Origin of the sequence: Microcystis sp. CS-574 (assembly GCF_028329095.1) — a bacterium.
Taxonomy (GTDB): domain Bacteria; phylum Cyanobacteriota; class Cyanobacteriia; order Cyanobacteriales; family Microcystaceae; genus Microcystis; species Microcystis ichthyoblabe_A.
The window spans coordinates 12643-29454 of sequence record NZ_JAQMSY010000121.1 but is presented as its reverse complement, the minus strand read 5'-3'; the positions used below and the strand labels follow the sequence as shown (position 1 = coordinate 29454).

Sequence of the window (16812 nt, the reverse complement as noted above, 5' to 3'; positions counted from 1 at the left end):
GGCTAATTATAAATTATACAGAGGTAGCAGAGGCTAAGTCTGGGTACTGGCAGTGCGGGACGGTGCTATGGCGATTTCATTACCCTATTCAGAAATCTTTGTCAACTACAATTTGTACCAAATTAGATGAGCTTACCCTGCAAAAAAAGGTGGGACTTGCCCACCTTTATCACTAAACTATTGTCCTTTCTCCACTGCTGCCACCATCAATAAAGTTTTGAGGACAGAATCAGGATTAAGACTGATGGAATCGATGCCTAATTCCACTAAAAATTGAGCAAATTCGGGGTAATCACTGGGGGCTTGACCACAGATACCGATTTTGCGATTATGGGCTTTAGCGGTTTCAATGGCCATTTTCACCATGCGTTTAACTCCCTCATTCCGTTCATCAAAAAGATGGGCAACTAGGGCAGAATCCCGATCTAATCCTAAGGTTAATTGGGTCAAATCATTAGAACCGATCGAAAATCCGTCAAACACCTGAGCAAATTGGTCGGCAAGAATTACATTACTTGGTAACTCACACATCACATAAACTTGCAAACCATCAACCCCGCGTTCGAGACCATTTTTCGCCATTTCTTCAAGGACTCTCATCCCTTCTTCGGGGGTACGACAGAAAGGAATCATCGGAATCACATTAGTTAATCCCATTTCTTCCCGGACCATTTTCAGCGCCCGACATTCCAAAGCAAAAGCCTCGCGATAATTAGGATCAGTATAACGGGAAGCACCGCGCCAACCGATCATCGGGTTTTCTTCCTTGGGTTCAAAGGGTTTGCCACCCAATAAATTAGCGTATTCATTGGATTTAAAATCGGACATCCGCACAATTACATCTTTGGGGTAGAATGCGGCTGCAATCATGGCAATTCCCCGGGCCAATTTATCGACGAAAAATTGGGGTTTATCCTCGTAGTGTTTGGTTAATTCGGCGATTTGGTCTTTTACGTCTCCTTCTTCCAATTCGTGGAATTTCAGCAAGGCGCTGGGGTGGGCCTGAATATGGTTAGCGATAATAAACTCTAGACGCGCTAAACCGACCCCTTGGGCAGGAATATCGGCAAAAGCGAAGGCTTTTTCGGGATTACCGATATTCATGAGGATTTTTGTCCGAGTTTGGGGCAAATTGTCCAGGGGAGTTTCAAGAATTTCAAAGGGTAGCAATCCGAGGTAAACTTTCCCTTCATCCCCTTCCGCACAGCAAACGGTGACTTCCTGACCGGTTTTAATCGTTTCCGTGGCATTATTGCAACCCACGATCGCCGGAATACCCATTTCTCGTGCGATAATAGCGGCATGGCAAGTACGACCACCTTGATTAGTCACGATCGCGCTTGCTTGTTTCATAATCGGTTCCCAGTCGGGATCCGTGCGATTGGTGACGAGAACTTCTCCCGGTTTAAAGTTGTTGATTTTATCTACACTGAGGATGACTCTGGCTTTTCCTTGACCGATTGCCGCACCTACACTCCGTCCCACCGCTAAAACTTGACTTCTTTCTTTAATTTCGTAGGATTTAAGGATATTAGCTGCTTTTTGGGATTGTACGGTTTCTGGACGGGCCTGAACGATAAAGAGTTCTCCCGTGATCCCATCTTTTGCCCATTCGATGTCCATGGGGGTGTAGGTTCCGCGCACTTGCGAGTAATGTTCCTCGATTTGGGTCGTCCAACGGGCTAAAGTGAGGATTTCTTGGTCACTAATGCAGAATTGATCCTGTTCTAGCTTGTTAACTCGGATATTCTTGGTTAGACGCGATCCTCCATCATCGTAGATCATCTTGATGGCTTTACTGCCGAGGCGTTTGTCGAGGATGGGTTTGTAGCCGTTTTTAAGAGTGGGTTTAAAAACCAGATATTCGTCGGGGTTAACGGCTCCTTGCACGACATTTTCCCCTAAACCGTAGGCTGCGGTGATTAAAGTGGCATTTTTGAACCCTGTTTCCGTATCGATGGAAAACATCACCCCGGAGGTGGCTAGATCTGAACGCACCATTTTTTGGACACCGACGGAAAGGGCGACGGCAAAGTGATCGAAGCCGTTATGATGACGGTAGGAAATAGCGCGATCGGTGAATAAAGAGGCAAAACATTTATGGCAAGCTTCTAAAACTCCCCTCACCCCTTGCACGTTGAGATAGGTTTCCTGTTGTCCGGCAAAACTCGCTTCTGGTAAGTCTTCGGCAGTGGCGCTCGATCGAACTGCCACATCGATGGAATGATAGAGATCATCGCCATAACGTTCACAGAGTCGGCGATAGGCAATAGCGATCGCATGACTTAAATCATCGGGGAACGGTGTATTTAGGATTAATGTGCGTGCTTGTTTACCTTTTTCTTGCAGGTTCTGCACATCGTTTTCGTCTAAATCTTGGAAAATTTGTCTTAATTGTGCGTCTAGTCCGGCTTTTTCGACAAAGTGACGGTAAGCGTAAGCGGTGGTGGCGAATCCTGTGGGGACATTAATCCCTTTCGGGGTTAATTGTTGGATCATTTCGCCTAAGGAGGAGTTTTTGCCACCGACTAATCCCACATCTTTGCTGTCTACTTCTTCAAACCACAGAATTAATGCTTGTTCTCTAGAGGTTCTCGCAACATCTTGTAGTAGCATCATAAGTATTTTTACCTCTGTAATCTATACTTTCAGTTTAGCGACATACCATCTTCAAAAATCCTTGAGTTTGATATTTATTTACAAAACTCTACAATAGCCAACTCAGCCACGCTCACCCTATCTCTAAAGGGTTTAATTGTCTAGGTATTTAACACAAAAATTAATATTTGAGTTGAGAGAGTGACTCGATTATTTATTCTCCAGCTTGTTTTAAAGCGAAACTAATGACCCTTGCAGGGTGCATCTCATTGAAGCAAGAGGCAAAAGGCAAAAGTGGGAATAAATAATCAGTTTTTAATAACAAGATTTAGTATTAAAGGTAAGGTATTAATCACAATACGTTCAGTTTTAGGCATTTTCAAGGTCTAATAATAGTTCTTCTTCTGTTAAGTCAATCATCCCTACGCCAAAATCGGTCAATCTCAATAAAAAATTAACCCTATCCACTCCTAATAAATTGGCAGCCATACCCGATGAAATAAGTAGCTGGTTATAATTAAATTAAAAATGGATTTTAGGTTCGATCCCCCCTGCCCCCCTTGATAAGGGGGGTGCCGATAGGCGGGGGGATCCCCCTTAATAAGGGGGGCATCTGATAATTTTTAACGCCTACCTACTTAGGTTTCATCTCAAAGAGTTTTACTACCATAGCCCAGGTTGCGTCTCTCTCGAATTCCTCGCGCGTTTTTTGAAGAAAGTCGGGTAAATTTTCAGGATAATTTATTGTGACTTGTAAAATCATCGATCGTGCTATATTTATCTAATTTTTTTAGGTTGGATTTCACCTAGTTTAGCTCCATCCAACCTAGATTTATTTATAGTTGTGTAATGGTGACATCAACAGTTTTAACCGTAGTTCCCAAACTGGATAAGGGAGGTTGAATTTCCTGTTCATTACCCACTACTAGAGTCACAATTTGATTCGGTTGCAGATATTGTTGGGCCACTCGTTGAATATCGGCAATTGTCACCCCTTTTACCGCTTGTTGATAACGGAAGATAAAATCTTGGGGATAACCATAATATTCATAAGTCATCAATCGCGATAAATTTTGAGCAGGTTTCTCAAACTTAAAAACAAAAGAATTGAGAATAGCATTTTTAGCGTCTTCTAATTCTTTGGCAGTAACGGGTTGATTGCGAAGGCGCTCGATTTCGCCTAAAATTGCCTTAATAAAAGGTACGGTAGCATCAGTGCGAGTTTGACCTCCGGCAATAAATAAACCGGGATAATCATAACGACTATTCCAGACACCATAGACAGAATAAGCTAATCCTTGACGGGAGCGCACTTCATTAAATAAACGACCACCAAAACCGCTTAAAATCTCATTTAATACCGTTAAAGCGGGATAGTCGGGACTATCCAACCGACCCCCAAGATGACCTAATAAAACGCTACTCTGGGTTAATTGGGGTTGATTGACAACAAAGACACCTTGAAGATTTTTTTGGGTTGCAGAAGGGGTGACAATTTTAGGGGCAGTGGCGGGATTTTTCCAATCGCCAAAAGTCTTATTGATTAATGCTTTCATCGACTGAGAATCAAAATCACCGATAATTCCTAAAATTATTTGGTCGGGACGGACATAGGTACGATAAAAATCGATTAAATCCTGACGATCAATATTAGCTAAAGTGCTATATTCTACAGTACGAGCGTAGGGGCTATTATCACCATAGACTAGCTTTTTAAACTCCCGACTAGCAATATCACTGGGATCATCATTACGTCGGGCAATTGCTCCTTTTTCCTGAACTTTGGCTAATTCCACTCTCTGATTTTCAAAAGTTGGGGAACGCAAAACCTCAGCAAAGAGATTAAAAACGGTTTCTAAATCTTCACTAAGAGCGCTAAAACTAGCAGTTCCAGCATTAAGATCGATCGAGGTTTCTACTAGGGCTGCTCTTTGTTCTAATAACTGATTTAAGACATTAGAAGGATGTTTTTCCGTGCCACCACTACGCAGCACGGTTCCAGTAATATCGGCTAATCCGACTTTTTCCCCGGATTCTAATCTTCCTCCCGTCCGAATCATCGCCGTACCACTTACTAAAGGTAAGCTCCGATCCTCCACTAAATAAACCACCATCCCATTATCTAGTTGATAGCGCTCGTATTGGGGAACTGTAACTTCGGGAAGGGGAGGAAAAGTTAAATCGGTAAAATGTCGCGGGGTTTGGGCAATTGCTGGGGAACGAAAAGCTAGGACACCTATCAGGGTGATCAGGATTAAACCTAGCCATTGTAAGCGTTTTTTCATGATTTGAGTCGAAATTATTGAGAGGAATAGATAAGAGGGAACAAAAGGCAAATCTGGCCGCTTTTTGCTTTTTACGGTAGTCCTCAAGAAGTAATGATGATAGAATAGTCGCTAAAAATCAAGTGTCTCTCCGCCATGCCTAATTGTCCAAAATTGCCTACGGATCGGGGAGATATAGTATTTTATCTATCACTATAATTCCTCTTTGGATTTATCATTACTTGTTTAGCACCATCAATTTCAATCAGATTCTTGAGTATTTTTCGTTCCCCCTACAAACCCATTCTAAACTAGAGGTCGGCATTGCTGCTTTGGCATCGTCCTGAGCATTCAAACTCTCGAACTAGCTTCGCCAATTCAAAAATGAAACGCATCAACCTCAAGACCCTTTTGCATGAGTGCCTCTTGCCGTTCGGCTGTCCTGATATGTAGCCTATGCTCAACGGATTGAGTATAATAGGTCCCAATCCCAGTGATATGTGTTACCATTCGGGGTAAATTCAAGCGATCTCCAGACACCTATGAGCAAGGTTCTCGTGTTGAATGCCTCCTACGAACCGCTAAATATTACCAGTTGGCGGCGTGCGATCGTTTTATTATTGAAAGGAAAAGCTGAATCCCTAGAACATAACGGAAAAGTGGTTTGTCGTGACTTACCCCTACCTTCCGTTATCCGTCTTAGGCAATACGTCCGTGTTCCCTACAAGGAAATTCCTTTAACCCGTCGTAATATTCTCGAACGAGATCATCACACCTGTCAATACTGTCTCTACCGAGGTGAACAATTAACCATTGATCATGTGATTCCCCGTTCTCGCGGAGGGGGTGACACTTGGGAGAATTTAGTGGCGGCTTGTGTGCGTTGTAATGTGCATAAGGGCAATCGTACACCAAAAGAGGCCAATATGTCCCTACTCGCCCAGCCACGTCGTCCCTACAGCAGTCTCCACTTTGAGCTATTAAAGCACACCAGGGGGAATCACAATCACGAATGGCGTAAATATGTCATCGGTATTTAGGGTGAAAAAGGCATGGTGAAACCAAGACCAAAATTGATTCCCATGCCATTATTATTAGTCTGGGTGCGAGGATTGGCAACTCCCGTGCCTAGATAAACCGCACAACCGCGACAGGGGGAATTGACTCGGTAGCGCACCGCCATGGGATCATTAGGATCGGTGATGGTTACTCCCTGATGGTTTAAATCTTTAATTAGATTGGTGACGGGTTTGAAAAAATCGGCGCTGGGGGGTTGACTTGGTGGCAGTTCTAGGGTTTGTTCTTGGGAAGCAAGAACGATTTCTGAAGCGATAACTAGCAGTAGAGAGGTAGTTAAGCTAAATAAACCCAGATTATTTTTGATTTTCATCCTTTTTTGTTACCGAGAGATTGTTAATTTTTTCTCTGAAAAGTCTAGCGTTTCCTCGCGGGAAAGGACACTAATCAGTAAAAAAATTTACCGATGTCTGCCATACTTATAATAAGCGGCACAAGCACCTTCACTAGAAACCATACAAGTACCGATGGGGTGTTCGGGAGTACAAGCAGTACCAAATACTTTACATTCCCAGGGTTTTAAAACACCTTTAAGAATTTCGCCACACTGACAAGCTTTGTGATCTTTAACACGCTGATTGGGTAGGGTAAATTTTTTCTCCGCATCAAAATTACTGTACTCATCTCGCAGTTTTAATCCTCCTTGAGCAATTTCTCCTAAACCTCGCCATTCAAACTGATCCCGCAGTTCAAAAACTTGCTTGATTGCCGATAAAGCGACTCTATTTCCTTGATTTTGTACCACTCGATCGTACTGATTTTCTATCTCACATCTCTGCTCATCTAATTGTTTTAATACCATCCAAATTGATTGGAGAATATCCAAGGGTTCAAACCCAGAAACTACCACAGGTTTATGATATTCTTGGGCAATAACTTGATAGGGTTCTGTGCCAATTACCATGCTAACATGACCAGGACCAACAAAACCGTCTAACTGTAAATCTGGGTTATCTAACAAAACTTTCAGAGCGGGAATAATCACCACATGATTAGAAAATAAACTAAAATTAGTGATGCCATCTCTTTGTGCTTCTAAAACAGTTAAAGCGGTGCTAGGAACGGTTGTTTCAAACCCTAATGCTAAAAATATTACTTCTTTATCGAGATTTTCTCTAGCAATTTTTAAGGCATCGCGAGGAGAATAAACCATGCGAATATCATCACCTTTTGCTCGCGCTTGTAGCAGACTCAAATGGGAACCAGGAACACGCATAGTATCGCCAAAAGTTGTCAGAATTACGTTCGGTTTTTGTGCGAGAAAAATGGCATCATCTAAACGACCTCGCGGCATCACACAAACGGGACATCCAGGACCATGAATTAATTCGATAGTTTCTGGAAGTATTGCCTCGATACCGTATCTAAAAATTGAGTGGGTATGACCTCCACAAACCTCCATAATTTTAGTAACTTTTTGCTGCTTTTCAGAGATTCTTATCGATAATTGTTCTATTTGTTGAATTAATCCCGACGCTTTAACTGGATCACGAAATTCATCAACGTATTTCATAGTTTATCTCCTTTAATTATAATTTTTAGCTGTCGGTCGTCAGTAATAATTGCCGTAATTTACATTTCTTATAGATAGACAACAGCATTAATTTATGGGTGACTACTTTAAGAACATTAATTATGATTAAATTCTAACTCTAATTCCGCTAATTGTGTTAATAAATTTAAGGTTTCTTGCGCCTCATCTTCATCGATTCGATTCATGGCAAAACCCACATGAACTAATACCCAATCCCCTACACAAGTATTAGCGGGATGGTCTTCATCAACAATACAAGCGATATTTACTTCTCTTTTTACACCCCCCACATCGACGAGAGCGAGATGACGGTTTTCATCAATAATTGCCGTAATTTGTCCCGGTATGCCTAAACACATAGTTTTTACCTTAAATCTAGTTTTTGTTAATTATGCGCCGATTTTTGGGCTAGAGATTGCATTAATATCAACTGACAGCCCTTCTCATAAAGATGAAGTATAACCTAATTTGATATTGACGACCTACGACCGCCTCCCGAAAAGGAAAACCGAGTCAAAGGTTATCCTTTTTACTTGGTCCTAGCTGCCATTCTGGACTATTGCCCTCAAGAACAGCTTTTTTTCTCCTATCTTTTTTAAGATTTCCCCCGTCCCGGACAGTGGAAGCTATCCCAGCAGGGGTAAAACTTTTGTATTAGGGACTACACCAATGATAAGAAATTATTCAATCAATCGATCGGGTGACATTCTAGGCTATGATTTCCCTGACTATAGTTATTTCTCTACATTAAGGAAAATCTACGATGACAACCTTTCCCATCGATTTGAGTGCCTATAAACCCATCAGTCTCGACCCCAGTAACCCCACCCTCACCGACGACCAAAGAAGCGCCCTAAAAGCCAATATCCAACTTTGTCGCGATGCTATCATCTTTTTTACTGCCACGGGTGCGGCCCGGGGTGTGGGTGGACACACCGGCGGTCCCTACGATACCGTCCCGGAAGTGGTGATTCTCGATGCTCTTTTCCGCAGTCAACCTAGTCAATTTGTACCAATCTTCTTCGATGAAGCAGGACACCGCGTCGGTACTCAATATCTCATGTCTGCGTTAGAAGGTTCTTTACCCGCAGAACAATTAATGCACTACCGCGAGGCCAATTCTAAACTCCCCGGACACCCGGAATTAGGATTAACCCCCGGTGTCAAATTTAGTTCTGGTCGTTTAGGACATATGTGGCCCTACGTTAACGGTGTCGCTTTAGCTAACCCCGGAAAAACCGTTTTTTGTTTAGGTTCCGATGGTTCTCAACAGGAAGGCAATGACGCAGAAGCTGCCCGTTTAGCCGTGGCTCAACACATCAATGTTAAGCTGATTATTGATGATAATGATGTGACGATTGCCGGTAATCCTTCCAAATATTTACCCGGTTATGATGTGGCTAAAACTCTCACCGGTCATGGTCTAAAAGTGTTAGTGGGAGATGGGGAAGATATCGATAGTTTGTATCGCAATATCTGTGAAGCAATTAATACTCCGGGCCCGATTGCGATTATTAATAAACGTCCCATGTGTCCCGGTATTGAAGGTTTAGAAGGTTCTAACCACGGTCATGATGTGATTTCTGTCCCCTTGGCTTTAAAATATTTAGAGGCAAAAGGACACAGTGCCGCCGTTGAATATCTCAACAGTATTAAGAAGCCTTCTAATGACTATAAATTCCTCGGTTCTGGGGATAAATGGGGTTCTAACCGCAATGTTTTCGGCGAAGCAGTAGTCAGTCTTTTAGGGAAAATGAGCGAGGAAGAACGCAAGGCTAAGGTATTAGTAGTAGATAGCGATTTAGAAGGTTCCTGCGGTTTGAAAATTATCCACGATAAACATCCCGAAGTGTTTATTCCTTCTGGTATTATGGAACGGGGCAATCTTTCGGCAGCCGCTGGTTTTGGTATGGAAAAAGGTAAACAGGGAATTTTCGCCACCTTTGCCGCTTTTCTAGAAATGTGTATTTCTGAAATCACCATGGCCCGCTTGAATTATTCTAATCTTTTGTGTCATTTTTCCCATTCCGGTATCGATGACATGGCCGATAATACCTGTCACTTTGGTTTGAATAATTTCTTTGCCGATAATGGACTCGATGACGGTTACGAAACCCGTCTTTATTTCCCGGCCGATGCGGCACAAATGACCGCTTGTGTCGAGGCAACTTTCCATCAACCCGGTTTACGTTTTATCTTCTCGACTCGTTCTAAAACTCCCAATATTCTTGATACTAACGGCCATAATTTCTTTGGCGATGGTTACACCTTTGTTCCCGGAAAAGATGAAGTAATTCGGGAAGGCACTGCCGGTTATATCATCAGCTTTGGCGATGGTTTATACCGCGCTTTAGATGCAGTGGAACGTCTAAAACAAGAAGGGATCGACGTGGGTTTAATTAATAAACCGACTCTCAATGGGGTGGATGAAGAAATTATCGCTAAAGTTGGTAATTCTCCCTTTGTTTTAGTGGTAGAAGCATTTAACCGTCGTACGGGTTTAGGTAGCCGTTATGGTTCTTGGTTACTCGAACGCGGTTTAACTCCTAAATACGCCTACATCGGTACTCACCATGAAGGTTGTGGCGGTTTATGGGAACAATTCCCCCACCAAGGTATTGACCCAGTTGGTATCATTAGTAAAGTTAAATCTTTAATCGCTTAGATAGTATTTTAGGGTGGGCTTTAATCAGTTATCAGTTATCAGTAGAATTATTGTAAATTAATTATATGTTATAGTGGTGGTTTAACTAATTTTTTTGGAAAAATTAGTTAGTTATTAAGTTTGTTTTAAATAAAAACTTGAAGTTTTACTTTTAACTCAAAACTCTTTAGATATGCTTTAATTTGGTTATCAAAACCTCTTTATTTGAGCGGCACAAACTATCTTAATTTTTATAATTGAGAATAAATTCTCCTGATTAATTACAATTCTCCTTCACTGGATTAATGTTTGGCAACTTTTAAGAAATGTGAAGATATGTTCTATAGTCATTTCAATTAAGATTGAGAATATCAATCCCAGAGTTCATAAGGATTTTGTTGGTCTAGATTGTATCAGACTTATCTGAAATGACTATATTCTTTTTTTAACTTCTATCTAAAAATCAATAAAAAAGCCAAACCGTCTGTTTTACCATAAAAAAATTATGCAAGGGGTCTATTGGCGACGATTAAGCAAAGACTACGAGGATTGACCCGAAACTCTTCCCCTGAGCTACGTTGAACAGTTCGAGGCGTTTATTTATCTCGGCATGATTCGACTCATGTTGAGGCGGCTTGCCTAGACAACTAGGCTACCTGTGACCCTTTTCAAACATCCTCTTAGTTAAAATCTAAGGGTTTTGTTAGTTTTTTAGTATTTCTGTAGGGAGGAAGTCCCAGAATAGTGACTCCTAAAAACCGACTCCTAACCCCAGCTACCAACTTTTTCAGCAGACCCTAATTATATATTGGCTTCAAAAACGGGACAATAGCCTTCGGCAACCACTTTAAAACCGTAGAGGGGAGAAGCGGGATTCCAACAGCGCTGACTTTTGTAGTGGACACAGACACGACAGCAATCCATCTCCTCTAAAGCTTTGGTGATGCGATTGGGACTCTCGCTTAATAATTCCCGTTGGGAGACTCCCCGCAATAATAATTCTTCCCCTTGCCAGCGTGCTTCTACCAGTCCCGTATCGGCGAAATTACTCCACCGGGGATCCCGGGTGATCGACTCTGGTAAGGTGATAGTGACGATCGAATCCGATTCATTTAATTCTCCCTCATAGTGACTGGGGGCCGGGGGTGTCGGTTGCATAAAGCGATCGCCAATAGGCAATTCCACCAGGGTTCCCACGGCCGGAGAATGGAGTTGATAACGGCTTTGTAATTCTTCTAAACTGGTCAAATCCGCTAGATATAGGGGGGAGCCATGGACGAACATGATATGCTGCGGTCGCAGGTTATGGATTAGTTGGGTGGTGTTGCGACTATCGCTATGTTCGGCCAGTAGATAGGTTTCTTGGCTAATTAATCGCGAACGCTGTGCCGCTTTTAATCGGGGATTCTCCGGGTTGATATCGTGCAGGTGTTGGGGAACTAACATTAACCAAGGTTTATCCCCTTGCAGATATTTACTCACCTCCTCTAGGCGATCGATTAGTAAAATTATCGGAGTGGTTCCCCCTAGAGGTGTCGGTTTTTCTGGCAACCTTCGCAACCGGGGACAGATGCGCTCATCCCAAAATAAGGGCTGATGTTTGGCAAAATTCTGGACAGATGCGGGAAATTGTGGTAGAATTTCCAGGTAGGCATCGCAAGCTTTAGCGATCTTGCCCCCAACCCAGATATCAATATCGCGACCCGTGAATTGATGATGCGATCGCAGTAATTTTAAAATTTCTTGACCCAATCCCAAAGCGGGGACGGGTAGTAAGACATTTTGCCCCTCAGCGATCGCATGATAGATGCGATTCATCAACTGTTTTTCCTGCTGTCGTCGGTGGGGATGGCGTTCTGTGCCGTAACTGCCTTCAATAATCAGCACATCGGGGGATATTCCCCGCAGCAGATCGATCGATAATCCTTCCACCAGTTGAAAATTAGATAGGGAAAAATCGCCGGTATAGAGGACTTTATAGGTACGTTTGGGGGTTTTGTAGGTGAATAAGACCACGGCGGCCCCGGGTAGGTGGCCGGCCGGAAAAATCTCGACGGTGAGATCATCAAAGAGAGTGATCGGTGATCGCCATGGCCAACCCTGACAGAAACTGCCGATTTCCTCGGCAGAATCGGGCCATTGTAGGGGCAGCAGTTGTACTGTCACCTCACTGGCATAAACTGGCAATTGGGGATAGGTCTGATGGAGAGCCATTAACCCACGGATGTGATCGCTGTGGGCATGACTACAGAACACCAGATCTACGGGTGGTTTTTTGTTTTCAGTCAGGGGTTGCATATCGGCCAAACCGCAATCTAAAAGTATGCGATAGGAACCGATTTTCAGTAGGAGACAAACCCCTTCCGATGCGTGACCGACACCAAAAGGTAAACAGGATAAAAGGGATTTTGACCCCCAGACAGCAGTAGAGCGTTGAACCATGGCAACCCTGATTATGATGACTGGTTAGTGAGCCGAACCGTTGCCATCGTAGTTATCGCTATCATAAAAACCGTTGCGGGTGCCGAAAAAGAGACAGGAGACGGTGAATACAGCCGTTAATGCCAACAGGATTAATTTGATGTCCATATAATTTAGTGCAACTCCTCAGAGGGTAATCTCCCCTCATACTAACTCAACTTTTTCGGTTCTTAGCAGCTAGGTTTCGGATTTGACCATGGGCGCTCACCCTCTTTTAATAATTAAACTTGCCAGTAATTTGTGATGATTTCAGCAAAAAATACTGGTAATTGTCGAAAAGACTAGCATCTTTTGTCATAATATAGCAAATCTAAATGAGTTGTGAAAAGGCATCAAATCTTTTCAAATTTCCTAACTTGACAAAGATTATATTTGGCAAAAAATTGATCAATTTAAGTCTGAATTGCATCCCTGTCTAATCTACCTTTATAGAATACCTCATTCGGGGTACGATAGTCAAGACATTTTCGAGGACGATTGTTAATTAAGTTTACGGCTCTTTCTACCTCCTCTGGTTCAACGATTTTCAAATTCGTTCCCTTGGGAAAAAATTATCTCAATAGTCCATTAGTAGGCTCGTTTAATCCCCTCTCCCAAGAATGATAAGGAGTAGCAAAATAAAAATCTGCTCCTAGTTTCTGACTCAACTCTTGATGTCCACAAAATTCTTTGACCTTGTCATAAGTAAAGATTTTTCTTTCAGTACCTGAGGAGCCTTTCTTTGTCAAATCTTGAGGTTGATGCTTTTCATTTTTGAATTGGCGTTTTAAGATTCACCAATAATTGCTGACGGATTGTCGGTATTTCTGCAAATGTGATATGCACCCATGGCTTCAAAACTATTCAGGATTATTTATTGCTTGATTAATTTGAGTGATTTGGGTTTGAAAATATTGTTCACGATAACGGATAGCTTGGGCTAATTCCGCACCTTTTTGGAAAGCGATTAAAGCTTGGGGATAATTTTTTCTCTCTAGATAAATTTGACCGATTTGATCGTAGGTGTTCATTAAACCGTAGTAATTATAACCCAATTCATGGACTTTAATTAATTCTTGATAGATTTGTAAAGCATAATCCACCTGTTGATAACTTTTATAAAGTTCTGCTAATTTATTTAAAGCTTCTCCTGCGGTGCCGTACTGTTGTAAAGCAAAAGCGAGAGAATAGGCTTCTTGAAAGTTTTGGCTGGCTTTATTTGCATCTTTTAAAGCTTGATAATCCAAACCAATTTGAATTTTTAGATCGGGGATTAACTGTATTTGCTGATTTCTGATCTCGGTTTCAGCTATTTCTTCTTTAATTTTTACTGCGTTAGCTGGTTGCAGAGATTCTCGATAAATTTCTGCTAGTCTTTGCAGATAAATTCCTTGATTTAAAGAATTATTCTGCGCCTTAGAAATAGTTAATAATTCCTCGTAAACTGGGGCGGCTTTTTGATAATCAAAACGGGATAAATGAATTTGACCAAGTTGATTTAAAGTTGCTTCTACTGCCAGATTATCCCCAGATTTTCTGGCATTAGCTAGGATTTTATCATAGACAATTATCGCCTCATTAAAAGCTCGTACCTGTTGATAGGATGTACCTAGTAATGCTAATAATTCCCCGTCCATTGTCTGGTTAATTTCTGCGGTTTGTTGCACAGTTTTTAAACGAGCAGTAATTAATTTAACATCCTCGGTTCGATCTCGATTCCAAGCTGCTAACCCGACTTTTCCCAAAGATTTTACTTCTTCTTTGGCTCCTAAATAACGATTTAATTTAATCACTTCATACCAGATAGGAAAAGCTTCCTCATTTAATCCCGCATCGTATTTAGCTTGAGCTTCAGCATCCCGTTGATCGATGTATAATAACAGTTGACGATGCTCCAAGGGAGTTAAAGGGCGATCGATTGCGGGTAATAAAGGACTTTTTAGGGGAGTTTCGAGGGGATTGGGTGCAGGGGTTTCTGTTTGTGCTAGGAGAGGAAGGGAAGTACCGATCAAACAGAGCCATAAACTGAGAGAAAAACGTAGCATAATAGATTGATAGGAGCGTAGTAGAGGATGATATTTTGTGATCGATCGATTCTATAAGAGACTGACTGCCGAAAATTGCCGTTTGCCAATTTTGGGTTTAATTGCTAGTTTAATTGTAACCTTTAGTCTGGGGGCTTGTGGTGTCTCCCCACAAGTTTTGGCAGAACAACGAATGTTTCTACCCCTCTCGATCGAGTTTTTGGGAGAATATCAATTACCACAAGCGGATTATCAGGGGACAAGGGTGGGGGGATTATCGGCAATTACCTATGATCGCACCAATAACCGCTTTTATCTCCTCAGTGATGATCGTTCTCAGAAAGCTCCGGCCCGCTTTTATCGGGCTAGTTTGCAGATAAATGATGAAAAAATCGAAAAAGTGAATTTAGAGGCAGTCACGTTCCTAAAAGATGGCAAGGGAGAAACTTTTAAAAAGGGATCGATCGACCCGGAAGGTATCGCTTTTTCGCCCCGACAAACTTTGTTTATTTCCAGTGAAGGTGCGGTTAAAGAGGGAATTGCTCCTTTTATTGCTGAATTTGATTTGCAGGGACAATTAAAGGAGTCTTTATTAATTCCTAATCGCTTTTTACCGGATGATAGCAATCAAAAAGGAATACAGGATAATTTAGGGTTTGAATCCTTAACTTTAGGGATTACCAGCACCCTCAAAGACGATCCTTTTCGTTTGTTTACTGCCACAGAAAGCGCTTTAATTCAAGATAGTCCCACGGGAAAAAGAGCAGAAAATCTCAGAGTGCGACTTCTTCATTATGTGATTGATCCGATTGGTGCGCCTGTGTTAGTATCGGAACAGTTGTATGTGTTAGATGAGCCTCCCAGTAGTGCGAGATACTACGGTTTAACGGAATTATTAGCTTTAGAAAAAGAGGGTTATTTTCTCAGTTTAGAGCGAACTTTTGGTTTAGAAGGTTTTGGAGCGAAACTATTTCAGGTAGTTAACGGGAGTGCCACTGATACCTCGAAAATCGCCAGGATACCGGGGGAATTAGAAGCTTTACAGGTGCAACCCTTGCGGAAAAAATTATTACTAGATTTAGGGACTTTGGGGATTGATTTAGATAATTTGGAAGCAATGACCCTCGGTCCAAGATTAGCTGATGGTAGTCGCTCTTTGATTTTAGTCAGTGATGATAATTTTAATCCGAATCAGGTCAATCAGTTTTTACTATTTCGACTCAAGGAAAAATAAACAAGAGATGGTTAATTGCCTCACCTATCTCCTTCTGGGAGAAGGTTTGGGGTGAGGACTACCAATAAAGAAAAAGGGGATAAATAGTCGGTTTAAAGACAAAACGGCCGATTAATAATCACTTTTTTCGATATCTTTGCGAATATCATTCAGGTCAATATAGCGATCGGTAGCGTTGCGTAATTCCCTAGCGATCATCCCTTCCGTAGAAACTACGGTAATATGAGTATTTTTAGAGCGCAATAGTTCGATCGCTCGTTCAAAATCGCCGTCACCGCTAAATAAAATCACTCGATCGTATTGATCGACGGTATTAAACATATCGACGACAATTTCGATGTCTAAATTAGCTTTCTGGGAAAAACGACCGGAACTATCATCATAATATTCTTTCAAAATTTTTGTTCTCACCGTATAACCCAAACTAATTAAAGCATCGCGAAAACCTCTTTGATCTTGGGAATCTTTTAAACCCGTGTACCAAAAGGCATTAATTAACATAATATTCGGGTCGTTGGTGAAGTAATTTAACACCTTGCGCGGGTCAAAAAACCAACCATTTTTTTGTTGAGCATAAAACATATTATTGCCATCCACAAAAATCGAAAGGCGATCTTTCGGACGGGTGCCACCATTACAATGACAAAGACCGGCTTCTGTCATACAAAATACATACCTAATTTTTTATACAGTTTAACTATAAAATTACTTTTTAGTAATTTTACGGGGGGAAACGACTATTCTTTGGGGAATAGCGGTGATTTGAGAGCAAAAAGATAGCAACTAAAATAAAAATTAGCTTTTTTGTCTAAGTAGGGAGGCACAATTATTTGTAGGATGGGTTAGCGGTAGCGTAACATAATCGGGCGTTGGGTTTCATGCTTCAACCCAACCTACGTTCATCTTATATTTAATTCCACCCACCCACTTAGGAGACAAATTAGATAATAGTTTCGGAATAATTAAAAGTGATAATA

Annotated in this window: 12 protein-coding genes and 2 pseudogenes; 3 read left to right on the top strand and 11 right to left on the bottom strand. The window is 41.7% G+C overall.

Translation table 11 applies throughout. The features are described 5' to 3' along the window. Positions 1–177 precede the first annotated feature (177 nt). The 3 genes and pseudogenes from ppsA to PN470_RS09775 all read right to left on the bottom strand — a co-directional run bounded on the left by ppsA (position 178) and on the right by PN470_RS09775 (position 4883). On the bottom strand, positions 178–2619 hold the full coding sequence (gene ppsA / locus PN470_RS09785) for a phosphoenolpyruvate synthase (RefSeq protein ID WP_016517076.1): 2442 nt from the start codon (positions 2617–2619) through the stop codon (positions 178–180). Between the two features lie 348 nt (positions 2620–2967). Next, a pseudogene (locus PN470_RS09780) lies at positions 2968–3099 on the bottom strand (UPF0175 family protein); the annotation flags it as partial. Between the two features lie 335 nt (positions 3100–3434). Further along, positions 3435–4883 carry a M16 family metallopeptidase gene (locus PN470_RS09775; protein WP_103111870.1) on the bottom strand — a complete coding sequence of 483 codons (1449 nt, stop codon included), beginning with the start codon at positions 4881–4883 and terminating at the stop codon, positions 3435–3437. Between the two features lie 521 nt (positions 4884–5404). Here PN470_RS09775 and PN470_RS09770 point away from each other — a divergent pair. After that, on the top strand, positions 5405–5902 hold the full coding sequence (locus tag PN470_RS09770) for an HNH endonuclease (RefSeq protein WP_002751922.1): 498 nt from the start codon (positions 5405–5407) through the stop codon (positions 5900–5902). On the opposite strand, the gene PN470_RS09765 is transcribed toward PN470_RS09770, so the two are convergent. From PN470_RS09765 to PN470_RS09755, 3 genes are all read right to left on the bottom strand, one after another. Next, positions 5899–6252, bottom strand: a complete 354-nt coding sequence (locus tag PN470_RS09765) for a hypothetical protein (protein WP_002751924.1) — start codon at positions 6250–6252, stop codon at positions 5899–5901. The genes PN470_RS09770 and PN470_RS09765 overlap by 4 nt on opposite strands. Positions 6253–6339: 87 nt before the next feature. Then, positions 6340–7452: a hydrogenase formation protein HypD gene (hypD, locus tag PN470_RS09760; protein WP_272104433.1), complete on the bottom strand. Its 1113-nt coding sequence runs from the start codon at positions 7450–7452 to the stop codon at positions 6340–6342. 116 nt (positions 7453–7568) lie between these two features. Beyond that, positions 7569–7832, bottom strand: coding sequence for a HypC/HybG/HupF family hydrogenase formation chaperone (locus PN470_RS09755; RefSeq protein ID WP_002748045.1), 264 nt, complete (start codon positions 7830–7832; stop codon positions 7569–7571). A 404-nt stretch (positions 7833–8236) separates the two neighbouring features. On the opposite strand from PN470_RS09755, the gene PN470_RS09750 reads away from it, so the two are divergent. Beyond that, positions 8237–10138, top strand: a complete 1902-nt coding sequence (locus PN470_RS09750; protein WP_002751938.1) for a transketolase C-terminal domain-containing protein — start codon at positions 8237–8239, stop codon at positions 10136–10138. Between the two features lie 780 nt (positions 10139–10918). Here PN470_RS09750 and PN470_RS09745 read toward each other — a convergent pair. From PN470_RS09745 to PN470_RS09730, 4 genes and pseudogenes are all read right to left on the bottom strand, one after another. Next, on the bottom strand, positions 10919–12559 hold the full coding sequence (locus PN470_RS09745; protein ID WP_016517081.1) for an MBL fold metallo-hydrolase: 1641 nt from the start codon (positions 12557–12559) through the stop codon (positions 10919–10921). Positions 12560–12583: 24 nt separating this feature from the next. Beyond that, on the bottom strand, positions 12584–12706 hold the full coding sequence (locus tag PN470_RS09740; RefSeq protein WP_002737208.1) for a hypothetical protein: 123 nt from the start codon (positions 12704–12706) through the stop codon (positions 12584–12586). 284 nt (positions 12707–12990) lie between these two features. Next, positions 12991–13299: pseudogene (locus PN470_RS09735) on the bottom strand (IS30 family transposase); the annotation flags it as partial. A gap of 138 nt (positions 13300–13437) precedes the next feature. Further along, a complete protein-coding gene (locus tag PN470_RS09730) occupies positions 13438–14622 on the bottom strand; it encodes a tetratricopeptide repeat protein (RefSeq protein ID WP_272104430.1) in 1185 nt (394 codons plus the stop codon). 37 nt (positions 14623–14659) lie between these two features. On the opposite strand from PN470_RS09730, the gene PN470_RS09725 reads away from it, so the two are divergent. Then, positions 14660–15835 (top strand): esterase-like activity of phytase family protein, encoded by a 1176-nt coding sequence (locus PN470_RS09725; RefSeq protein WP_272104428.1) that lies wholly within the window; start codon positions 14660–14662, stop codon positions 15833–15835. A gap of 111 nt (positions 15836–15946) precedes the next feature. On the opposite strand, the gene PN470_RS09720 is transcribed toward PN470_RS09725, so the two are convergent. Beyond that, positions 15947–16498 (bottom strand): LabA-like NYN domain-containing protein, encoded by a 552-nt coding sequence (locus PN470_RS09720; protein ID WP_002751943.1) that lies wholly within the window; start codon positions 16496–16498, stop codon positions 15947–15949. Positions 16499–16812: the final 314 nt, after the last annotated feature.